Raw genomic sequence first — 23487 nt, 5'->3', positions numbered from 1 at the left:
CGAAAAATCAAAAAAGTCTTGACAGATAATTTTTAGATGATAGAATAGACAAGCATTTCAATAGAAGTGCGTATTTAAGTGCTTTAAACTAAAATTAAAGAAATAAAAAAGGAGGGGCATGATGAGTACAGAATTTGTAAAAGCAGCTGATGTTGAACGCAAATGGTATCTTGTAGATGCAGAAGGCAAGACTCTAGGTCGTTTGTCTACTGAAATTGCTACAATTTTAATGGGAAAAAATAAACCAACTTACACACCATCAATGGACACAGGTGATTTTGTAGTAGTAATTAATGCAGAAAAAGTTGAATTAACAGGTAATAAGTGGAGAGATAAATTCTACCGTTACCACACAGGACACCCAGGTGGTTTGAAAGAAATTCGTTACAGCGAATTAGTACAACGTAAACCTGAGAAATTAATTGAATTAGCAGTTAAGGGCATGCTACCTAAGAGTAAATTAGGTCGTGCACAAATCAAGAAATTAAAAGTATACGCAGGTGCAGAGCATCCACACGAAGCTCAACAACCTGAAACTTTAGAAATATAGGAGGATAGCAGATGAAATCAACAACAATGAAAGCTCCTCATGGTCAAGTATATTACTACGGTACAGGTCGTCGTAAAGAAGCAGTTGCTAAAGTACGTTTGCTACCTGGTACAGGAAAATATGAAATCAATGGCAAAGAATTAAAAGAATACTTCCCATTGAAGTCATACGAATTAATCGTAGAGCAACCATTCAAATTAACATCTACAGCAGGTAAATTTGATGTATTTGTAAGTGTAACTGGTGGTGGTATCTCAGGACAAGCTGGTGCAGTTCGTCACGGTATCGCAAATGCTTTATTAGCAGTAGATTCAGATTCTTACCGTAAACCATTGAAGGAAGCCGGTCTATTGACCCGTGATTCACGTGTTAAAGAGCGTAAGAAATATGGTCTTAAGAAAGCTCGTAAAGCAAGCCAATTCTCAAAACGTTAATTCGTTTGTTTGGATTCTTGCTATATCGAAATTGGAAGTTTCAGACTTATTGGAATTTTCAGAGATTTTCAAAATATCAAAAAAATCAAATCCCAGTTGTAGCAGTGCACTGGGATTTTTTGTGTTTGTGATTAGTTTTATAGCAGTTTCCGGAACAATATAATGATTTGCGGAACAATAGCAGAGTGTTTGCGGAACAATGTAGTAATTAGTAGAAAAAATGAAACCAGTAAATTACTTCTCTAGCTTATCAATGAAATAGAAACGTAAATCTTCACCTCCTTGCTCCTCGCCAATAAGCAGAACCTCGACATAATCTTTTTTCCAGGTGACATTCCAGTTTTCTTCGTCCAAATATTTTCCGTCATTAGAAATTTCGGTGTTGAGCTCTTGTCTTTCCTTCTCAGGCTTTTCTAGCAATACACGTACTTCCGATGATCCAAAAAATACAGGAGATTCTGTCTCGATAAATGACAGAGTATATTTACCATCATGAGAAATTGAAGTTGCTATTAAACGTGGCCTGGTAAAAACATAAAAAGCACTAGCTAAAAATATAAATAAGGTTGAGAGTGCAATTAACAAAACAGCATGTTTTTTAAGAAAGTTTTTCATATCAATATCCTTATAATCAAGATCCCTTATAACTTTAATAGAATTTATTTTAATACAACTGTTAAAATTATACGTGGTTTAAATTTTTTAGTAGCTGAATAAGCGCATCTTTGGAGGTAAAAATGAATATTGCAATTATTGGTGGTGGACTAATTGGTTCTAGAGTTCTTAGGAGCTTAATTAATCACGAGAAATTCAATGAAAACTTCAATATAGATGTTTATGAGAAGCGTCCTGAGTTGTCCAAAGGTATGCCGCATATTAGAGATACAGACACAAAAGTTATTAATACTAGGGTAAGTGGTATGAGCACGGACTTTAGCAATGAATATGGTTTCCAAGATTATGTAGACGAGCATAGTGATACTGCTTACAGTGTTGAAGGTTTGGTGAAGCGTGAAGCTTTTGGAGATTATCTTGAGCAAAGTTTTTCTCAAGATTTTTCTCATCCACAAGTAGAAGTTATCAGGGCTGATGTGGAAGATGTTGAGGTTATAATAAACGAGGATAAATCGGATCCACGCTACAAACTATATTCTAGGGAAGTTCTCCGAGATGAGGGAGCAGACTTGTCAGAATCACTAAAGGCTGATAAACAATCAGTAAGTGAATCACTAAACGAAAAAATCTATGATGCAATTTTCTTATGTATAGGTCACCCAGTGTATAGAGATGATTACAAGCTAAGTGGTCAAGAAAAATTTATCAGAGACATATACCCAATGGAAGTTAAATTGGCGGATATCAAGCAAGAAGATAGAGTTGCAATTATTGGTACAGGAGCCTCATCTCTAGATGCTTATAGATATTTCCAATTTGAGAAACCTCTAGTTAAGAAACTTTATTTCTGTACTTTGGACGAGGGTTTTCAGATACCTGCCTTAGAGGTTAAATCGGATAAGAATTTGCAATCAACTGTAGATTGGGAATGGATTGAGGAGAGACTAAGTTCTGGTGATGGGTTGATTGACCTAGATGAACTTGTGAAAACTGTACAAGCTGATTTAGATAGACTAGGTTTAGACCAGATGGCTAAGTTTAAAGAACTGACACCTTTCACAATGGATAAGCTTGAGAAAGTAATACAAAGCGATGATCAAGAACTCGCTGAGTTGATAGAATATTTCTATAGCTTCTATGACTTGGATGCAGATATTTTTGCAGCGCTTAGTGGCAGTGACAGAGATAGATATTTAGCAAATTACGAGAAGCCTTATTGGAGATTTAGAGGGACTGGTCCTGTTGAGACTCTGAGTAGAGTTGTGGATTCTTATGCAGCTGGAGATATTGAAGTTATTTACAATACAAAAGATATAAAAACAAATGAAGATGGAAGCTTCAGCATTTGTTCTGAAGATAAAGATGTAGTGACAGTCGATTATGTACTGAACACAGCTGGTTTTGATTTAACTATTAAAGAAAATGCAAAATACAATAAATTACTCAAGAATCTCTATGACAGAAATATTATTAAGTCAGATGTTCAAGGGAATTATATAGACTTGGACTGGCCGAACCATAGAATACTTAGTAAGAGATATGGCTGTTTAAACAATGCCTTTATTCTTGGTGTTTGGGCAGGTGGAACTCAGTACAAGAATATTGATGGCAGACGTTTAATGAGAATGGCAGATAGGGTGGCAACAGGTTTTATGGATGACTTGAGTTAGTTTGGTAGTTTAGTTTTAGTTAAATAGCAAACAAAAACAGGGGCTTTGATGTGACCCCCAAAAGTTAGACTTTTTTAGCGTAGCAGTTTATATGACTGCTACGCTATTTTTATGCAGCCAAGAGTCTAAGCCTGTATTGCACTGGACTTAGCCATCCTAATTTTTCTTTAATCCTTTGTTCATTATAATACTTTATATATCGTTCTATTTCTGACTTTAGCTCATCATAGCTATAGTAAGTAACACCATAATAGATTTCTTGCTTAAGTAGTCCAAAGAAGTTCTCCATAACAGCGTTATCACGACAGTTGCCCTTACGAGACATACTTTGGAAGATTCTTTCTTCTTTTAGACGATGAGAGTATGCTTTCATTTGGTAAGCCCAGCCTTGATCCGAATGGAAAGTCCTTCTATATTTGCAATCTGATGTTATTGCAATAGCCTGTTCCAATGCACCCATGACATTTTTAGCAGAAGGATTCTTGTCAATTGCATAGCTTATTATTTCACCATTACACATATCCATAAATGGATCCAGATAGAGCTTATGCATTGTCATGTGACCCTTAGCATTAATCTCATAATACTTAAACTCTGTAGTATCTGTTGTAATCTTCTGATGTGGAATATATGTATTAAATCGTCTCCTTATGCGATTAGGAGCAACCGTTCCGACTTTACCTTTGTACGAACTGTACTTTCGGCTCTTTCGAGTGAAGGAGGTAACCTGCAAAACAAGTTTTTGCATTATACGTTGTACTTTCTTTTTGTTCACACAGTAGCCTTGGTTTCTTAATTCTCCAACCACTCGACGATAACCATAATTCTTGTGAGTCTCTCTGATTTCAATAATCTTATCCTCGATTTCTTTATCAGGGTTCTCTCTATAGAATCTTTTCTGCCAGTACATATATGTTGCTTTAGGCATGCTTGTATAAGAGAGAAGGTCTTTTAGTTTGAATTCTCCTCGGAGACTGTTGATGACGAGTGCCGTTCTCTCATTTTTGCCTCGTCCTCTAAACGCAGTCTCCTCAGTTCTTTTAAAAAGGCATTCTCAATTTTTAGTTTAAGCAATTCATCTTCTAGTTCTTTAACATATTCTGCACTTGTATCAACTATTTTTTCTTCTAATTGTTTAGCTTTACTATCTATCTTAGGTTTATCCAATTTTCTCTTTCGACCTTTCTTACGAGGTTTCAAAGCATCAGGACCAGCAACACGAAAGCGGTTAACCCAGTTACAAATCATACTTGGATTGTTTATACCTTCTCGGATCGCCAAGTCTTGGTATGAAATCTCACTTGATAGATATAACTCTACAACATAAAGCTTCTTTTCGAAAGAATATTTTGCTTTTTTACGAGAACGCATTAATCCTTCATCGCCAAACGCCTTATATGCATTGATCCATTTGCGTATTTGAGAATTAGAGCCAAATCCATATTTTTTAGAAAGATAATCCAGTCCACCTTTACCATCCAAATATTCTAAAACAACTTTCTTCTTGAATTCAAAACTATGTTTTGCCATAAAAATACCGACCTCCCAATCGTTAGATTTTGGTCTAACTTTTGGGGGTCGGTACACTTCCAATGAAACCCCTGTTTCTTCTTTTGATCCGCTCTTCTAGTTATAATTAACTTACTTCAACTTAATATCCTTGAAGCTTTCTGTTTGCTCTTTGATGCCACGCTCTGCAGCTAATCTCTCAATACTTGAAGCTCCGAAGAAACCTTGAATATTTTCGCAATTTTCTACTACGTATTTTGCTTCTTCTGGTTCTGCGATAGGACCACCGTGAGCAATTACCATAATATCTGGATTTACCTCACGTCCAGCAGCTGCGATTTCATCAATTAATTTAACACAGTCGTCTAGAGTCTTGGATGTTTCAGCACCGATAGTACCTGATGTTGTAAGACCCATGTGAGCAACTAGAATATCTGCGCCAGCTTCTGCCATTTTGCGTGCATCGTCAGCATTGAAGACATAAGGAGTTGTCAACATGTCTAGCTCGTGTGCGTGTCTAATCATTTCAACTTCTAGGTCGTAGCCCATACCTGTTTCTTCTAGGTTTTGTCTGAAGGTACCGTCAATAAGACCTACAGTAGGGAAGTTTTGTACACCGTCAAATCCCATTTCTTTTAATTGTTTCAAGAAGTAAGGCATATTTCTGAATGGGTCAGTACCGTTAACACCTGCTAGTACAGGGGTGTTTTTAACTACTGGAATAACTTCGCCTGCCATTTCAGTAACTATTTGGTTAGCATCTCCGTATGCGAGTAAGCCTGCGAGTGAACCTCTACCAGCCATTCTATAACGACCAGAGTTATAGATAATGAACATGTCAGCGCCACCGGCTTCACTTGATTTAGCTGTGATACCTGTACCAGCACCGACACCAAGTAGCATTTCGCCTGATTCTACTTGTTGTTTAAATTTTTCCATTATTTCTTTTCTGCTTAAATTATTCATTTTTTACCTCCTAATTTGTTTTTAAATCTACGTTAGATTTTTCTCTATATATTTTTATTAATATTTTTTATCGATATTCTCAAATTACTTGCCTAATAATTCTAGAAGTTTCTTAGCACATGCTTCACCAAATTCTTTAGTGTTAATGTGTGTATCTAGTTCTATTAGAGTGACTTTTTCAGGATCTAAATTATCTCGTAATGCTTGTAACAAGGCTGCATCTGCTTCGGCATCATAGAATGGCATACCTTCTTCAGATAGATAACCGTTACCTTTGAGTGGGTAAATAAGAACTGTAGGACCGTTTGACATATTGAGTTTTTCTGCAATTTCCTCACCTGCAGCTTTGTTTTCTTCTGGGGTTGTTCTGACTAGAGTAACCATAGGGTTGTGTTTGTAAATATTTCTAGATTTCATTGCTTCTGGCAAAGTATCGATGTGGCCGAAGTTGATTTCATCAATAGCACCAACAGAAACTATTTGAGGTACACCTAATTTACCTGCGGACTCTAATCTATTTGGACCAGCTGCTAAAACACCGCCGAACAATTCGTCATTCCATTCTGTTGTTGTAATATCTAGTACACCATCGAAGAAACCTTGGTCGATTAAGTGTTCCATAGTCTTACCACCAGAACCTGTAGCGTGGAATACTAGAACTTCATAACCTTGTTCTTCCATATATTCACGTGCATAGTTAACTGCTGGTGTTGTATTACCAAACATTGTAGCTGCGATTAAAGGTTTGTTTTCGTGCGTGTTTTCGTGCTCAAGAGATGCCATACCGACTATAGCTTTGGCTGCGTTATCATAGATCTGTGTAGAAATTGAGTTTAGACCAGCAACGTCAACAATTGATGGAATAAGGATTAAATCACTTTCACCTATATATGTATGACCTGTACTTGAAGCTGCCATTGTGGAGACTATTATTTTTGGAACTCCGATTGGCAAGGCACGGAATGCTGGAGCAACGATAGAAGTACCACCAGAACCTCCAGCAGAGATAGCTGCATCAATCTTATCCTCTGCATATAATCTTGGCAATAATTTTTCTAGAGCTCTGCATTGAGTGTCAACATTTTCACCACGATCGTTTCTTTCACGCAATTTATGAATATCTGCATCGACTTCTCTGGCTAATTCACCACAAGTAATATCAATATCAAAATCTGTTTCAAATATACCTGTATCGATACAGAGGGTATCAGCACCTAAGCTTTCAATTACATCTTTTATGTAAGATAACTCTTTCCCTTTGGTATCGAAAGTACCAACGACTGCAATAGTTTTCTTTCTGCTCATTTGTAGTTTTACCTCCTTAAAACAATAAATAGATTGCACTAATATTATATATCACCACAGTAAAATGGTTAAGAAAGAATTGCCATAATTTAAAAAGAATTTGTAACTTGTGGATAAAGTTATTGGTAATTTATGAAAAGCAAAATATAAAAAATAATTGTGAAAAAGGTCTTAAATCAGAAAAATATTTTCCTTCATGAGCTATCACAAAATAAAAAATAATTTTGTTACAAAAGCTCAGTTTTATAAAAAATAAATAGCTATATTTTTATCCGTTAAAAAATACACACGATAATAGTATTTGTCAGAGGAGGAAAAATGTTAAAAATAGCAGTTATTACAGGTAGTACACGTGAAGGTAGAGTCAATCGTGACGTTGCTGATTACGTTGTTAAGGTAGCAAATGAGTTTACTCAGGAAGCAGAATTTGAGTTAGTAGATATTTTGGAATATGATTTGCCAGATTTTAACTCAGCACCACCACTAATGCTTAATAAACAATATGATGATCCCAAAATTACTAAGTGGTCAGAAAAAATAGAAGAGTTTGATGGCTATATCTTCGTAACACCTGAATATAATAAAAACACATCTCCAGCTTTATTGAACGCAATTTGCTTGTTAGGTGGAGAATGGACAGACAAGGCAGCAAGTATAGTTGGATATGGTTCTACTGACGGTATTACAGCAATCCAAGTATTAAGAATTACACTTTCTAATCTTGGTTTAGCTGTTCAAGGTAAATTCGCAAACTTCAATATATTCACTGATTGGCAAAATGGCGAATTTAAGCCACAAGAATATCGTGAAGCAACTGTAGAACTAATGGTAGCTGCCTTAGTTAAATGGGCTAAGGCTTTGAAAACTGTTAGATAGTTAGCGAATAGAGCAGTTCAAATTTATTAAAATATATTAAGACTATTAAGCCTCTTGAGTACGAGTTGTGCTCATGAGGCTTTTTGTATTTGTATTTGAAACGATTTTTCTAGTCAAGATTAAGTCGCACGAAATGAGGATATTCCGGCTAGTGGACTATAAGTTTAAAAAATAATAAAATACATATACATAAAAGGAAAATTTGAAAGTGTTTGAAGTTTTAGATTATGAAATTTCTTATTAAAGAACTTAATGATACGAAAAAAATAGCCAATAGTTTAGCGAAAGTGCTCTCAGGCAATGACATCTTGACTTTGCAAGGTGATCTTGGTGCGGGCAAAACTACTTTTGTACGTGCTTTGGCAGAGGGCCTCGGCATAGATCCTGATACTGTAAGCAGCCCTACTTTTACAATTATGCAAATTTATGAAAGCAATTCAGGACCTTCACTTTGTCACTTCGATGCATACAGGCTAAAAGGTAGCGAGAGTTTTTTGCATGAGGGATTTAATGAATATTTCAGTGATGGTATGGTGGTCTGTATAGAATGGCCAGAAATTATCGAGGATGCTCTAGAAGCTTTAGACGCTGATAGATTGATAATTAAAATTACTGCTGAGAGGGCGATGGCTCTTGATTTTTCGGCAGAAAAGATAAATGTGCAAATAGATAATGTTCATAGAGATTTTGAGATATTAGCTAACGGCAAGAGAGCTCAAGAAATTTTAGACAAGTGGCAAGAACTTGATAGTTTTCCCAGAGAGCTTGAAGTTTAGAAGAGGTAAAAGGTGAAAATACTAACAATAGACACAGCTACTCCACATTTAATTTGTAGCTTAGGTGATGAAAATTCTTATATTACAGGAGTATTTAAAGAGGCAAGCAGAACACATTCTCAGCATATAATTTCTGCAATAGATGAGTTATTAGAATCTGCAGGAGTGAGTTTGGATGAGATAGATTATTTTGCTGCATCAGAGGGGCCAGGATCTTTTACAGGTTTAAGAATTGGTATTGCTACTGTTCAGGCTCTAGCTTTTGTGAAAAATAAACCATGTCTTAAAGTCAATACACTAGATGCTATTGCGGAGGATAAAAGATCTGCTGATACTTTAACTTTGTCTATGTTAGATGCTAGAAATAGAAGAGTTTATGCTAATGCTGTAGTGGGAGATACTACTCTAGTAGAAGCTTCTGTTGGTGAAGTTGAGATATTCGCTGAAAAAGTTGCAAAGGCACTAGAAGATAAAGAGATTAAGATTAATAAAATTATTTTTGCCGGTGATCAGGCACGTGAAATGTATATTGCAGACGAAGCAGTTTTAGAGCTTTTGCCAAAGGTAGAAGCAGAGATGGCGGAGGCTTTGTACAGACCAGAGGACTTACACAAGGTATCGTTGAGAGAATATGAGGCAGGTAGGTTCCTAGAAGCGGAAGAGTTACTGCCAGAATACTATGCACCGACTGAGGCAGAGCGAGAATTGAACAAATAGTTCTTATTTACTAATAAGCACGTTGAAGCTGTAGATGTTTGGGAAAAGGTTAAAGTATTATATGGCAATAGAATTTCGTCAAGCAAACAAAGATGATTTATATGAACTGGGCTCTCTTGAAGTGGAAATTTTCTCGGATCCTTGGGGCGAAGCAACGCTTGCAAACTATTTAGAGTCAAGTGAGAAAGATAAGGCAATATATGTTTTGTTTGATGGGGTGAATGAGAAGATACTGGCTTATGTGATTGTCCAAACTTTATATGCTGAAATGGAAATAATGAGATTTGCAGTAGTTTCTAATCGCAGACGTGAAGGTCTAGGCAAAAGGCTAATGAACACGTTGAAAGACGTAGCTAAAGACCACGAAGTAAAGAAAATAATCCTTGAAGTAAACTCGATTAATTACAAAGCAATTAATCTGTACAAAAATTTAGGCTTTATCGAGGTTGGTAGGCGTAAGGACTATTACAAACAGGGAGAAGATGCCTTATTGATGGATTTAAATATCGCTTAGTATAGGCTATAATGTACGAACATAAGCAAATGAAAATAAAATTAAATCAAATAAAAAACAAAAGAGGAGAAAGCGTATTATGACAGCAAAAATAAGCACAGACGAGAAGATAGCGTTATTAAGAAAAGCTATGCGTGATGCTGGTGTGCAAGCATATATAGTTCCAACATCAGACCCACACATGACAGAATATAATGCTAAACATTTCGAAGCTAGACATTGGTTAACAGGATTTACAGGTTCTGCAGGTACAGCATTAGTAACAGAAAATGCTGCAAAATTATGGGCAGACGGACGCTACTTTATTCAAGCGGAACACCAAATCGCCGGAACAGAATTTGAATTAATGAAATTAGCAACACCTGGCTATCCTACTTTGCTAGAGTTCCTAAGTGAGAACTTAAAAGAAGGTGATGTTGTAGGTGTAAATGGTGCAATTATGAACCAAGCTCAAGTCGAGCGTTACGAAGAAGTTTTAGGCAAAAAAGGTATTAAAATTGAACTCAACTTACAACTAGTTGCAGATATCTGGACAGATCAACCTGAAATGCCAAAAGGAGAGATTTTCACCTTAGGCACAGAGTGGACAGGAAGAAGTACAGAAACTAAGATTGCTGACTTAAGAAAGTATCTTGAAGAAAAAGAGAGCGATGTAGCTTTGATCGGTCGCTTAGATGATGTTGCTTGGCTATACAACTTCAGAGGTTCTGACATAGAGTGCACACCAGTTGCTTATGCTTTTGCTATGGTATCTCAGGATAAAGCAGAACTATTTATTGACCTAGACAAAGTCAATTCAGAAGTAAGAGCTACTATGGAAGCAGAAGGCGTTAGCTTCAGAGAATATGATGATATTTACGAAGCTGTGGCTGAACTTTCTGGCAAAACATTAAGATTAGATAAAACAGCTATAAATAGTTTAGTTTACTCCAAGTTATCAGAGGATGTTGAAGTAATTAATGGTAGAGACTGGACTTTGGACGAGAAAGCAGTTAAGAACGAGACTGAAATCAAGAACCAATATGAAGCTTATCGTAAAGATGGTATCGCTTTCACTAAGTTAATTCATTGGTTAAAAACACAAGAGGATGTAAGCAGATTTGACGAACTTGATGTTGATGCAAAAGCTCTAGAATTTAGAGAAGAATTAGACACATTCGTTGAATTAAGTTTCGGCACTATAGCAGCTTACGGACCAAATGCCGCAATGGCACACTACTCTGCCACAGAAGATAACAAAGCTCAATTGCAAAATAAGAGCTTCATGCTAGTTGACGCTGGTGGACAATATTGGGAAGGTACAACAGATACTACACGTACAATTTCAGTCGGTGAATTGACAGCAGAAGAAATAAAAGACTACACATTAACAGTTATGAGTCATGTCGATTTAGCTATGGCAGTGTTCTTAGAAGGATCTACTGGATACCAATTAGATATGCTAGCTCGTAAACCAATGTGGGAAAATCACATGGATTTCAAACATGGTACAGGTCACGGAATTGGATATTTCTTGAATGTTCATGAAGGACCACAAAGCATTTCTTCCGGAAGATACAACACAACAGTTATGGAAGAAGGCATGATTACAAGTAACGAGCCTGGAGTTTATAAAGAGGATAAGCATGGTATTCGTATAGAGAGTGTAGTTGTTTGTGAAGAAGCTGCTACAGTTGGCACAGATAAATTCTTGAAATTCGATACAATGACTAGAGTACCTCTAGAACGTGAAGCCATTGATAAGAGCATGTTGAATGAAGAACAAATTGCTTGGATTAATGAATATCACGAAAAAGTTTACAAAGATATAAACCAGGATTTAACACCTGAAGAGGCTGAATGGTTGAAAGAAGTCTGTAAACCGTTATAATTAAATTACTAATAGTAAAAGTATTTTATTGAAATGCTTTTAAGCTTTGGAGGAAAAAACGAATGGTAGAGAAAGAAGTATTGTTTTTAGATAAAGCTGATGATTTCATAGATTCTGGAAGAATCGCTGCAGGCTTGATTCAAAAAGCTTCAGAATTTGTTTCTGACTTGAGACTTGAAGTTGCCGGTAGAAGAGCAAACGCTAAGAGTCTTTTGGGTGTAATGAGCTTAGCTCTTGATAAGGGTACTGAGATTAAAATTACAGCTGAAGGTCCAGATGAAGATGAAGCTTTGGAAGCTCTTTCAGAATATTTATTAAATCCTGTTTTGGATTAGTCAAATTTTGGATTAGTAAAAAATATAGGAGCAATAATTGCCGATAAAAGATTTTGATGCACGTCTGGACTTGGTACCCACCGGTCCAGGCGTTTATTTAATGAAGGACATAAATGGTACAGTTATTTATGTAGGCAAGGCCGTTAATTTGCGCCGTCGCCTGCAAGATTATTTTGCCCAAAATCCGGTGGGGAATGCCAAAGTCCTGGCTATGATCGATAACATAGCAGATTACTCATATTTACTAGTGCGTAACGAGTTGGAAGCTCTTTTGCTTGAGTCAAATTTAATTAAGAGATACCAACCTTTTTACAATATTTTATTAAAAGACGATCACGATTATCCATATATTAAAGTAAGTTTACAAGATGAATACCCTAAGATAGAGAAAGCTTATCGTAAGGCTACTGATGAGAGAGAGGGAGCAAAATATTACGGTCCTTATTTGAACAATGATGTTAACAAGGCGCTGAAAATAATAAGGAAGCTTTTTCCTCTGAAAATTTATCACAGGATTTTTCAAACTGATAACAAGACAGATTCAACAGTTGATGAGATACGTTATGAGCTCGGAGATTCCCAGGATAAATATGCACAAGCAGCAGATAGCTGGAGTTCGGATAAGCTAGCAGACCAATCTATTATGTCTAAAGACGAATATAGGGAGATAGTTAATGATATTACAGACTTCCTTGAAGGTCGCTATGATGGTATCCAAGAACGAATGCAAGACAAGATGGATGCAGCAAGCCAGGATTTGGATTTCGAAAAGGCTGCTATTTGGCGAGATCGTTTACAGGATTTACTTAGATTGCAAGAGAAGCAGGTTGCTGTTTTAGAATCTAATTTCTATGGGGATGTAATTGGTCTAGCTCGAAATAGTGTTGAAGTTTGTATACAAAAATTAGAGATTAGGGCAGGAAAAATAGCAGGTACATCTACATACTTTTTGGATGCAGTAGCAAACACTGATGCAGAGATTATAACAGCATTTATCTTGCAGTACTATGCGACAGCATCTTACATTCCTAAAAATATTTTAATACCAATTCCAATTGCGGAGTTAGATTCAAAAGAGCTCAATCGTGAGTCAATGAACTTCGATCTAGAAGAGTTTCTTAACGAATTAGCCGGATCTAAGGTGAAGTTGCTTTGGCCACAGAGGGGAAATAAGCACGATGTACTCAAGATGGCTAATCGCAATGCTAAGCAGGCTTTGCTCAGAAAAACCTTAATTGCTGGATCTAATGTGGAATCTATTGAGACCGCTCTCGGTCTTGTGCAAGAAATATTGGGTATGCCAAAGAAACCTCTCCGTGTAGAAATTTATGATATATCCAACACTGGCGATAACGATATGACCTGTGGTATGGCTGTTTTTGTCAATGGAAAAGCTCAGCGAAAAGATAAACGAGTTTTTCATATTAAAAGACAGGAAGCTCAAGACGACTATAGCGCTATGCAAGAGGCAGTAGATCGAAGACTAGCTCGTTTGGGCGATGAGAGTTTCGGCAAGAAGCCAGACCTTATTTTAGCTGATGGTGGTATAGGACATGTAAATGCGCTGAAAGAGGTTTTGGTAGCTCATGGTGTTTTAGCTGAGGGTGATCAACAGATATATTTGGCTGGCCTTGTTAAAGATCAAAGACATAGAACTAGAGGTCTGGTTACTGTAGATGGTCAGATAATAGAACTAGCAGAGTCACTATCGTTATTAGATGGTGAAAAAACTTATGGAAGTGGTAATGAATTGGGTGCAGCGAAGAATTTGTTTAGTTCAAAGAAAAGCGAAAATAGAGAAGAACAGCTTGCCCTGTTAAGGTTGCTTTCCGCCATGCAAAATGAAGCTCATAGAGTAGCTGGAGAAGCTAACAAAAAATTAAACAAAAAGAGACAAACAAAATATAAATTAGAAGAAATTCCTGGAATAGGACCAGCTAAGCGCAAGGCTTTGTTAAAAGAATTTTCATCCATGAAAGCTATTGCGGAAGCTAGTGTTGAGGAGTTGTTAGAAAAAGTTCCTAGTTTAGGACAAGCAACAGCAGAAAACGTTTATAATCATTTTAATAAAAATTAATTAGATAGTAAGAGTGATAAAAATTAATTAGATATAAAAAGTGAGAGGATTAAAACATGAGTACTTGGATTTTGGCAGATACACATCTAGATCATACAGGAGCTAAGCCAATGAGTATTTTTGGGCCAATTTGGAATAATCATCCAGAGGTTTTAGCGGAGCACTGGCAAAAGTTAATTAAGCCAGAAGATAACGTAATAATTGCTGGCGATATTTCTTGGGCCATGCAAGCAGAAGACGCAGTCCCAGATCTGACTTTTTTGAATCAACTTCCAGGATGTAGAAAGATTTTACTTAAAGGTAATCATGATTTTTGGTGGTCTACGAAGAGCAAGGTTAATAAACTTTTTCAGGGAAATAGTCTTGATACTTTAGAGATCATGCAAAATGAGGCTAAGTTAATAAGGAATCCTGAAGAACCTGACGAGGATTTTATCCTGGTAGGTAGCAGAGGCTGGAAATTGCCTACGGATAATGATGCAGACGCAAAAGATAAAAAAGTTTACGAACGTGAGAAAAATAGATTTTTATTGTCATTGCAGGATGTTGAACTTTTGAAAAAACGTGAAGCTGAAACAAGAGATTTACCTGTTGTGGCTGTATTTCATTATCCTCCTCTCAATAAATTTGCTAATGATAGTGAGTTGACCGCGATAATTGAGTCAACTGGTATTAGTAAAGTCTACTACGGGCATGTGCACAAACAGCATGGTTTGGATAACATACTTTGCTTCGAAGGTGAGAAGAATGGTGTTTCATATAAAAATATTGCCTTAGATTTTATTGAGTGTGTGCCGGTGAAGCTTGAGGTTTAACTGAAGATAATAAAAAACAGGATTTTAATAAAATAAAAACGCTTTTTGCTTTTTTTGATACAGGATTTTTCAATTATTATAGTAGTATACAAATATATCTAAATTTTATAGCTATAAAGGAGGCTATTATGAAAGGAAAATTTAAATTACCCGCGTTATTTTTAGCGTTGGCTATAGTCGTAAGCTTTATTATGCCAAATGGTATAGTTCAGGCTGAAGAAGAAAATGCAAGTGCAGAAGAAATCCCAACTGTTGATGTTTCATTAAACACTCAATTTGTAGATAAAGATGGGAACTACTCAAGAATACCTAATGCAGTATCAAAGGCTGTGAACACCGAAACAGGAGAAGAATTTATCTTTGAGATGGACGCAGAAGGTAACATACCTCACTTACAACTACCTGCAGGAACATATGAAATGTCTTTAGTTTCTTTACCAGATGGTTTTGCTGAAGGTAAAAGGCTTGATATTAGTTTTACCGACACTGATACAATAGAAGAACCTTACCGTAATCAGGCATGGAAAGTTACTGTAAAAGAAATCCCAACTGTTGATGTTTCATTAAATACTCAATTTGTAGATAAAGATGGGAACTACTCAAGAATACCTAATGCAGTATCAAAGGCTGTTAATACCGAAACAGGAGAAGAATTTATCTTTGAGATGGACGCAGAAGGTAACATTCCTCACTTACAACTACCTGCAGGAACATATGAAATGTCTTTAGTTTCTTTACCAGATGGTTTTGCAGAAGGTAAAAGGCTTGATATTAGTTTTACCGACACGGATACAATAGAAGAACCTTACCGTAATCAGGCATGGAAAGTTACTGTAAAAGAAATCCCAACATATGATGTTTCATTAAACACTCAATTTGTAGATAAAGATGGGAACTACTCAAGAATACCTAATGCAGTATCAAAGGCTGTTAATACCGAAACAGGAGAAGAATTTATCTTTGAGATGGACGCAGAAGGTAACATTCCTCACTTACAACTACCTGCAGGAACATATGAAATGTCTTTAGTTTCTTTACCAGATGGTTTTGCAGAAGGTAAAAGGCTTGATATTAGTTTTACCGACACGGATACAATAGAAGAACCTTACCGTAATCAGGCATGGAAAGTTACTGTAAAAGAAATCCCAACATATGATGTTTCATTAAACACTCAATTTGTAGATAAAGATGGGAACTACTCAAGAATACCTAATGCAGTATCAAAGGCTGTTAATACCGAAACAGGAGAAGAATTTATCTTCGAGATGGACGCAGAAGGTAATATACCTCACCTACGACTACCTGCAGGAACTTATGAAATGTCTTTAGTTTCTTTACCAGATGGTTTTGCTGAAGGTAAAAGACTAGATCTTAGCTTTACCGATACGGCAACAGTAACAGGACCTGATAATGGAAAAGGATGGAAAGTTCTTGTAAGAGAATTACCAGCAGAAGAAGAGCCAGAAGTACCAGGTGAAGAACCAGGAACAACAGAAACAACAGGTGAAAATCCAAAAGAAACTGAAACTACAAAACCATCTGAATCCAAGAAAGATGATTCTGATTTAACAAAAACAGGTCAATCAGAGAACCTATTATTTGTTGGATTAGCAAGCTTACTTGTAGCAGGATACTTAGTAGTAAAACGCAGAGAAGATCTTAATTAAGATGAATCATTAAAAATATATTAGTTGATTCCAAAAAGGTCTGGGACTTGAAATACAGTTCCAGACTTTTTAATTGTTATTTTGCAGTAAGCTTTTACAAAAACAAAAAAATAATATATTATATATTTTTTGAGAGTTATAATTTAACAAAAAATTAAAAAATAAGTTAAAAGGGAAATTAGCGTAGTTATGGAGAAAGATAATATAGGAGAAAACCAAAATAATAGTAAAAGAAAAATAATTTTAGGGGGGGTAATACTACTACTAGCCCTATGTATTGGCTTTGTTTTATTTTGGACAAGAAATAAAAGTTTAATGCAGAGAGATGTTTATTCCTCTGAAAGTACAAAGAATCAAGAAATTAAGAGATTAGAGATTAAAGACGAATTAAAGAAAGAAGTTGGAAGTCTCGAGCTAAATATTGAAGAGTTTTTTGTAGACGATGTAAGTGGCGAAGAGCTCTCTTTTGCCGGTGATATCTCCCATATTAATTTGAATAAAGTTGGAACTTACGATATCAAAATACAGCATGGCGATGTTATTTATAAATCTAAACTAGTCGTAGAAGATACCGTAAAACCAGAAGTTGAATTCCAAGACTTATTGAAACCTTTCGGTGCTGAGGTTAAAGCGGAAGATTTTGTGAAATCCGCAAAAGATAAAAGTAAATTAACTTATGAAATTCTAAGTAAAATTGATACCAAATCAAAAGAAAAACAAGAAGTTAAAGTCAAAGTCACAGATGAAGGTGGTAATTTTGTTGGGGGCAAAGTTTTTCTAACTTTTGTAAATATCAAGCCTTCCATAACTGTTGAAGCGGGAACTGAAAATAATTTGAAAATTGAGGACTTTTTCGAAGAAGGTAAAGTTAGCTCTGACTACAAATTAAAAACAGTCTTATCTCAGCTTATATTTAACCACGTAGAAAAAATTCCAGTTGTTTTTACCCATAAAGGTGAAGAAGTTATAGCATATGTTGAAGTTAAGGATACAGTAGCTCCTAAGGCTGAAGCTCGTGCAGTAACAACGTTTGTTGGAATCATGCCAAAAGCAGAGGAGTTTGTTACAAATATTGTAGATGCAACTGACGTAAATGTTACATTTGTAAATCAGCCTAATGTTAATAATACAGGTAAGTCAGCTGTAACAGTTGAGCTTACAGATGAAGGTGGCAATAGTATTCGAGTCGAATCAACCTTAACTGTTATGCAAGATGAAGAACCACCAGTGATATATGGTGCTTATGATTTCACTTACTATCCTGGAGAAAGAAGTTTAACAGCTAATGTAAGTGTTGGTGACAATATTGATCCTAATCCAAGTTTATCTGTTGATAAATCTAAGGTTAACGAGGCCAAAGCTGGTACATATCCTTTAACCTATATAGCTAGAGATAGAGCTGGTAATGAATCTAGAGTTACAATTAGAGTAACAGTTAAATTAAGAATTCCATATGAGCCAAAAGGTAATACAGGTAATGCTGAATTGAATCAATTAGCGGATGCCATCTTGAGAAACATTATCAATGGGGAAATGAATCAATATGAGCAGGCTTATAGTATATTTAACTGGGTTCGATACAATATTTCTTACAAAGCACAAAATAATAGAAACAACCTAGTTGCAGGTGCGCTAGCAGGATTAAAACAAAGATCTGGAGATTGCTACATATTTAGATTTACTAACCAAGCATTGCTGACAAGAGCAGGTATTTCAAACTATGGAACCAACTCAGATACAGGTTCTCATGCATGGGCAATGGCAACAATTGGTGGAAGAAGCTTCATTAGTGATGCACTGTGGGGATATTTTGATGTGCCTCTAAGTGTAGTACGTCAGCGATTGAACCAATTTGAAAGTGGGCATTTCGATAATACTCATTCCAATACCAAAATTCAGATGGAGACAGAAGAAGAGAAAATTCCATTCAAAACAAAAACTAAAGATAATCCAAATGAGTACGTAGGCTACAGAAAGACTCTTCAAGCTGGTCAAGAAGGAGTCAAACAAAAGATGTACCAAGTCACTTATAAAGATGGTAAAGAAGTTAGCCGAGATTTCGTAAGTGAAAATATTGTTACAAAAGCTATTGAAGAGATAGTTGAAGTTGGTACAAGAGTTAAATCCAAGCCAAAGATAACATGGACAGGAGCTGACACAATCAATATTAAAGAAGGTGAAAGCATTAATCTTCTAAGTGATGTAAGCGCTGTTGATACTACAGATAATAGCTCATTGAAAGTTACAGTGGATGCGCCAAGCTTTGATAAAGCTGGAACTTATACAGTTACTTATAGAGCTAAGGCTAAAGATGGTAATGAGGTGAGTAGAGATAGATTGGTTGTAGTTAATGCAAGAGAAACAACAACCACTACAACAGGTACAACAACCACAACTACAACAACGGCTCAACCAACAACAAGCACTACAACTACATCGACAAGCAAGACAGAAACTGAGGCACCTAAGCCTACAACTGCTTCAAGTCCAACACCTACACCTGAAGTTACAGAAAGTCCCGTGGACGGAGAATCAGTAGATGCAGAATCAGGACAGGATTAGATGCTCTAAAGCAAACAATAAAAAGATTTAAAAGAAAATAAAGATAATATTTTAGGAGAAGAAAATGAAAAAAATAGTAAAAAATAGTTTGGTTATCGCATTAAGTTTAGCAACAATTTTGGGAACTTCCTGCTCAAGTAATGCAGACAATCCTGCTGATAATTCCTCAGCAACAAGTGAAGAAGTTGAAGAGAATGTAAGTGAGTCAAAAAATGATTCTGACAATAAAAAAGAAAAAGTCGTAAAGATTGTAAATCAAGAAGCTGAGGCTGAGAAGCAAGAGGAGGAAATGTATTCATTTGTTGTAAATGACATAGTAATTACTCCTGGTGCAGACGCAGAAGATATAATCGCAAAACTAGGTGAACCAAATTCATTCTATGAAGCACCTTCCTGTGTTTTCAGTGGAAAAGATAAAGTTTATTCATTCTCAGGCTATGATGTAAACACAGCTCCATACAAAGGCAAAGAAGTTATTGTAGGTGTTTTCTTTAACGAAGATGGTGAAGCAAAAACAGCTAAAGGCATTGGTATAGGTTCAAGTCTACAAGATGTTAAAGATAATTATGGAGAACCTCAAAAGGAAAATGCTGGTCAAATGATTTGGGAAAATGAGGAAGTTGAATTTAGCATTGTTGCAATTAATGATGAAGTTACAGCTGTTTCATACTTAGGTAAATTCGAGTAATTAATTGTTTAGCAAAAATCAATAAAATCAATAATCAAAAAATCAAAAAGTAAAGTGATGTAAGTATTTATGATTTTTAGTAGTGTGACCTTTTTGTTCGCTTTTTTACCTATAGTTTTATTGTTGAATTTTGTGGTAAAAGGGAAGGCCAAGAACTATGTGCTCCTTATTGCCAGTTTAGTTTTTTATGCTTGGGGTGAGCCAATTTACATTTTCCTGATGTTATTTAGTTCATTTGTGAATTATTTATTGGCGTTTGGGCTTCAAGGTAAGCAAGAAGGGCAAAATGGGCAAGATGAACATCCTAAGTATGTTGTAAACATTTTTAATAAGTTTAACATCTCAGCAAAAACAGTCATGGTAATTGCCGTTGTATTTAATATAGGCTTACTAGCTGCATTTAAATACACTGGATTTTTTGTTGAGACTATTAATGGAATCTTTAATATTGCACTGCCAGTTCCAGCAATTACTTTGCCAATTGGAATTAGTTTCTACACTTTTCAAACATTAAGCTACATGATAGATGTGTATAGAGATGACGTTAAAGTTCAAAGAAGTTACGCAAATCTTCTACTCTATATTTCATTCTTCCCTCAGCTAATAGCTGGTCCTATAGTACGCTACCACGATATAAACGAACAAATTGAAAATAGAAAAGAGAGTCTCGCCAAAGCAGAATATGGATTTAAGAGATTTACAATTGGTTTATCCAAAAAAGTGCTGATTGCTAATCAAATGGCCTTCGTTGTTGATAGTATTTACAAGATGGATGCCTGGAGTTTCTCATCTTCATGGATAGCAGCCTTAACATACATGCTACAAATTTATTTTGACTTCTCAGGCTACTCAGATATGGCAATTGGATTAGGCTCTATCTTTGGATTTGATTTCAAAGAAAACTTTAACTACCCATATATGTCACAAAGTATTAGAGAATTCTGGCGTAGATGGCACATTAGCCTTTCTACCTGGTTCAAAGAATATCTATACATACCATTAGGTGGAAGTCGAGTATCTCAATCCAGAATGATATTTAATAACTTCGTTGTATTTTTCTGTACAGGCTTATGGCACGGAGCTAGTTGGAACTTTGTTGTTTGGGGACTATGGCAATGGGTGTTTATAATGGGAGAAAGATTCTTCTTCCGTATGGACAAATGGTGGCGCCCTCTCAGGCACGTTTACACCTTATTGAATGTAATGATGAGTTTCGTAATCTTTAGAGCTGAGACTTTAAGTCAAGCATTTTCAATTTTTAAATACATGTTTATTCCAAGCATGGTAGGCAACCCTGAAGCGACAATCCAGTTACAAAGCTTATTAACACCTCTTACTATAGTTATGTTATTTGTGGCAGTTTTCGCAAGTCAAAACTGGGGAAAGGCTATTGCCAATAAGACTCCTAGACCTGTAAAAAGTTTCTTGTACATAGTCTTATGGTTTGTAACTATTTCTAGCTTAGCAGCTTCTACCTATAATCCATTTATATATTTCAGGTTTTAGTGCAAGGGAGTGATAAGATGCAAAACGAAAATATACAAGTTGATAATCAAGAAGTACAGAAAGATAAGATTAATACAAAGATAGAATATATTGCTTTATTTATTGTTGTAGTTAGTTTGTACTTGCCATTTTTGTTTTTGATATTTAAATGGGATACTCCCAATTACTCAAAACAAGATTTAGCACAATTTCCTACAGAGATAGATAGTAATTACACCAAAGAATTAGATGCTTGGTGGCAAGATCACTTCCCTGGTAGATCCATATTGATTACTGCGAATAGCCTCTTGGGTGATAAAGTTTTCCATACCTCGACTAACTCTAGTGTAATTTCCGGGAAGAATGCTTGGTATTATTTTGAACCTACAGTAAGAAATTTCCAGAATGCCAACGATTTAAGTCATGCTGATTTAGATAGAATTGCTAACAGTCTTCGCTTGCAAAAAGAACATGTAGAAGGAATGGGCAAAGAGTTCAAAGTCTTTGTTATTCCTAATAAAAATACTATTTACCCAAAATATATGCCAGATAGATATAGCAAAATTGGCGAACAATCAGATATAGAGAGACTTTATCAGCACTTCCCAGAAGCAGTAAATATGATAGATGTATTAGAAACAGCTAAACGTGCAAACACAGATGATATTTATCACAAGGAAGATTCTCACTGGAACCGTTTGGGTGCATATGCTGGTTACGAAGCTGTAATGGAGAATTTTGGCTTACAGGATAAAGTATTAAGTTATGGTGAATATGAAATTAGTGATGGCTGGGAAGGCGACTTGACCAATATGCTTTTCCCAAGTATAGAAAGTAATGATAAGCAAATTATTTTCCCAGGCTATAAGCAAAAATTCGCATATACCAAACCACTGAGAACTGCTGAAGATATTGAAATCGAAACTAAAAATTTGGATGGTCAAGAAGGTTCACTGTTAATATTTAGAGATAGTTTCTCTAACTTGCTGATTGAATTTTTGTCCAATAGCTTTGATACAGTACACTATTCTCGTGCAATCCCTTATAGATATGAGTTAGTAGATAAAGTTGAAGCTGATTATGTTGCAATTGAGTTAGTAGAGAGAAATATTAACTACTTGCACCAGATGACTCCAAAAATTCCAGTGAATCTTGAGGGGGCTTTGGGATTTGAGTATGAAGATGGCGGCGAAGTCGAACTTAACTACGAACAAGATTCCGTAAACAAGATGCATTACTTTACTTATATAGAGGGTAGTGGGGTTAGTGCTGTTAGTGATGCTAGTGATGCTAGTGATGACGATAAATCTAAGAATGAATTAGCTCTTGATTCGATTACGCGCGTTTATGTAAAAAATGCATCAGGATATTTTGAAGCTTTCCCAATGGCAAAAGATGAAGAAATTCAAGATGGACACTGGAACTATGGTTTCAGCTACAATTTGGATGATGAATTTATGCCGGAAGAATTGTATGTCTATTCTAATAAGAGTGAAACTTGGACAAGACTTACGCCTGTTATAAATAATTAACGAAAAAGTTATAATGAATCATCTTTAAATCACAAGTCATATTTTCTTAAGTGTTAATATATATGTAATTAGATACACAGCAATATTTTATTGCAATGAGGAGGTACTAAATGAGCAAAACAGTAACAGCTAATATGATAAATAGAAAAGGCGAAGACGCAGGTAAAGCAGTTTTCACAGAAGTAGATAATGGTGTAATTGTAGAAGTAGAGTTCCACGGTTTGCCAGAAGGTGAATTTGCAATGCACATTCATGAAGTTGGACTAGCAACAGCACCAGATTTTACAGATGCAGGTAGCCACTTCAACCCAACAGGCGCAGAGCACGGTATTCATTCTGAAAAAGGCCCACACGTTGGAGATTTACCAAATATCCACGTTCCAGCCTCAGGTGAATTCAAGGGTAAATATGTTATCCAATACACATCATTGACAGAAGGTGAGAAAAACACCCTAAACCAAGAAGATGGTACTACACTAATTGTTCACGTTGGTGCAGATGACTACATCTCTCAACCAACAGGT

At 35.9% G+C, this 23487-nt stretch carries 21 protein-coding genes (1 of these 21 only partly in view); 17 read left to right on the top strand and 4 right to left on the bottom strand.

What is annotated here, in order from left to right:
• The first annotated feature begins 121 nt into the window (after positions 1–121).
• Together rplM and rpsI are read left to right on the top strand one after the other, a co-directional pair.
• Positions 122–550, top strand: a complete 429-nt coding sequence (gene rplM / locus C5Q98_RS06555; RefSeq protein WP_106012836.1) for a 50S ribosomal protein L13 — start codon at positions 122–124, stop codon at positions 548–550.
• A gap of 26 nt (positions 551–576) precedes the next feature.
• The gene (gene rpsI / locus C5Q98_RS06550; RefSeq protein WP_106013097.1) at positions 577–984 is read left to right on the top strand and encodes a 30S ribosomal protein S9; all 408 of its coding nucleotides are present in this window, start codon (positions 577–579) and stop codon (positions 982–984) included.
• 234 nt (positions 985–1218) lie between these two features.
• Here the strand turns inward: rpsI and C5Q98_RS06545 are convergent, their stop codons facing one another.
• Positions 1219–1599 (bottom strand): hypothetical protein, encoded by a 381-nt coding sequence (locus tag C5Q98_RS06545; RefSeq protein ID WP_106012835.1) that lies wholly within the window; start codon positions 1597–1599, stop codon positions 1219–1221.
• A gap of 122 nt (positions 1600–1721) precedes the next feature.
• On the opposite strand from C5Q98_RS06545, the gene C5Q98_RS06540 reads away from it, so the two are divergent.
• Positions 1722–3269 (top strand): FAD/NAD(P)-binding protein, encoded by a 1548-nt coding sequence (locus C5Q98_RS06540; protein ID WP_106012834.1) that lies wholly within the window; start codon positions 1722–1724, stop codon positions 3267–3269.
• A 109-nt stretch (positions 3270–3378) separates the two neighbouring features.
• On the opposite strand, the gene C5Q98_RS06535 is transcribed toward C5Q98_RS06540, so the two are convergent.
• From C5Q98_RS06535 to C5Q98_RS06525, 3 genes are all read right to left on the bottom strand, one after another.
• Positions 3379–4799, bottom strand: a protein-coding gene (locus tag C5Q98_RS06535) for an IS3 family transposase (RefSeq protein WP_106011845.1) whose coding sequence is annotated in 2 segments (ribosomal slippage) — positions 3379–4232 and positions 4232–4799 — 1422 coding nt in all. Because the reading frame shifts where the segments join, the coding sequence is not laid out codon by codon here.
• Between the two features lie 111 nt (positions 4800–4910).
• Positions 4911–5744, bottom strand: coding sequence for a phosphoenolpyruvate hydrolase family protein (locus C5Q98_RS06530; protein ID WP_106012833.1), 834 nt, complete (start codon positions 5742–5744; stop codon positions 4911–4913).
• Positions 5745–5828: 84 nt separating this feature from the next.
• Complete coding sequence (locus C5Q98_RS06525) at positions 5829–7049, bottom strand: Tm-1-like ATP-binding domain-containing protein (RefSeq protein WP_106012832.1); 1221 nt, start codon at positions 7047–7049, stop codon at positions 5829–5831.
• A gap of 318 nt (positions 7050–7367) precedes the next feature.
• Between C5Q98_RS06525 and C5Q98_RS06520 the strand changes: the two genes are divergently transcribed.
• The 14 genes from C5Q98_RS06520 to C5Q98_RS06455 form a co-directional block, all read left to right on the top strand.
• Positions 7368–7925, top strand: a complete 558-nt coding sequence (locus tag C5Q98_RS06520; RefSeq protein ID WP_106012831.1) for an NADPH-dependent FMN reductase — start codon at positions 7368–7370, stop codon at positions 7923–7925.
• A gap of 227 nt (positions 7926–8152) precedes the next feature.
• Positions 8153–8701 (top strand): tRNA (adenosine(37)-N6)-threonylcarbamoyltransferase complex ATPase subunit type 1 TsaE, encoded by a 549-nt coding sequence (tsaE, locus tag C5Q98_RS06515; RefSeq protein ID WP_106012830.1) that lies wholly within the window; start codon positions 8153–8155, stop codon positions 8699–8701.
• Between the two features lie 12 nt (positions 8702–8713).
• Positions 8714–9418, top strand: coding sequence for a tRNA (adenosine(37)-N6)-threonylcarbamoyltransferase complex dimerization subunit type 1 TsaB (tsaB, locus tag C5Q98_RS06510; RefSeq protein ID WP_106012829.1), 705 nt, complete (start codon positions 8714–8716; stop codon positions 9416–9418).
• A 61-nt stretch (positions 9419–9479) separates the two neighbouring features.
• On the top strand, positions 9480–9932 hold the full coding sequence (rimI, locus tag C5Q98_RS06505) for a ribosomal protein S18-alanine N-acetyltransferase (protein WP_106013096.1): 453 nt from the start codon (positions 9480–9482) through the stop codon (positions 9930–9932).
• A 79-nt stretch (positions 9933–10011) separates the two neighbouring features.
• On the top strand, positions 10012–11802 hold the full coding sequence (locus tag C5Q98_RS06500) for an aminopeptidase P family protein (RefSeq protein WP_106012828.1): 1791 nt from the start codon (positions 10012–10014) through the stop codon (positions 11800–11802).
• Positions 11803–11864: 62 nt separating this feature from the next.
• Complete coding sequence (locus C5Q98_RS06495; protein WP_106012827.1) at positions 11865–12137, top strand: HPr family phosphocarrier protein; 273 nt, start codon at positions 11865–11867, stop codon at positions 12135–12137.
• A gap of 37 nt (positions 12138–12174) precedes the next feature.
• Positions 12175–14214 carry an excinuclease ABC subunit UvrC gene (locus tag C5Q98_RS06490; protein WP_106012826.1) on the top strand — a complete coding sequence of 680 codons (2040 nt, stop codon included), beginning with the start codon at positions 12175–12177 and terminating at the stop codon, positions 14212–14214.
• A 56-nt stretch (positions 14215–14270) separates the two neighbouring features.
• The gene (locus C5Q98_RS06485) at positions 14271–15029 is read left to right on the top strand and encodes a metallophosphoesterase (protein WP_106012825.1); all 759 of its coding nucleotides are present in this window, start codon (positions 14271–14273) and stop codon (positions 15027–15029) included.
• Between the two features lie 128 nt (positions 15030–15157).
• The gene (locus C5Q98_RS06480) at positions 15158–16696 is read left to right on the top strand and encodes a collagen binding domain-containing protein (protein ID WP_106012824.1); all 1539 of its coding nucleotides are present in this window, start codon (positions 15158–15160) and stop codon (positions 16694–16696) included.
• Between the two features lie 189 nt (positions 16697–16885).
• A complete protein-coding gene (locus C5Q98_RS06475; protein WP_106012823.1) occupies positions 16886–19258 on the top strand; it encodes a G5 domain-containing protein in 2373 nt (790 codons plus the stop codon).
• Positions 19259–19322: 64 nt separating this feature from the next.
• A complete protein-coding gene (locus tag C5Q98_RS06470; protein ID WP_106012822.1) occupies positions 19323–19946 on the top strand; it encodes a hypothetical protein in 624 nt (207 codons plus the stop codon).
• Positions 19947–20078: 132 nt separating this feature from the next.
• Positions 20079–21452, top strand: a complete 1374-nt coding sequence (locus tag C5Q98_RS06465) for an MBOAT family O-acyltransferase (RefSeq protein WP_341457357.1) — start codon at positions 20079–20081, stop codon at positions 21450–21452.
• A gap of 17 nt (positions 21453–21469) precedes the next feature.
• The gene (locus tag C5Q98_RS06460; protein ID WP_106012820.1) at positions 21470–22963 is read left to right on the top strand and encodes an alginate O-acetyltransferase AlgX-related protein; all 1494 of its coding nucleotides are present in this window, start codon (positions 21470–21472) and stop codon (positions 22961–22963) included.
• 110 nt (positions 22964–23073) lie between these two features.
• Positions 23074–23487, top strand: the 5' portion of a protein-coding gene (locus C5Q98_RS06455) for a superoxide dismutase family protein (protein WP_106012819.1). Its footprint extends 48 nt past the window's final position; the window shows 414 of its 462 coding nt (coding positions 1–414); the start codon lies at positions 23074–23076; the stop codon falls past the right edge of the window.

This window comes from Fastidiosipila sanguinis (assembly GCF_002998295.1).
Classification (GTDB): domain Bacteria; phylum Bacillota; class Clostridia; order Saccharofermentanales; family Fastidiosipilaceae; genus Fastidiosipila; species Fastidiosipila sanguinis.
This window is presented reverse-complemented; position numbering and strand designations above follow the sequence as displayed.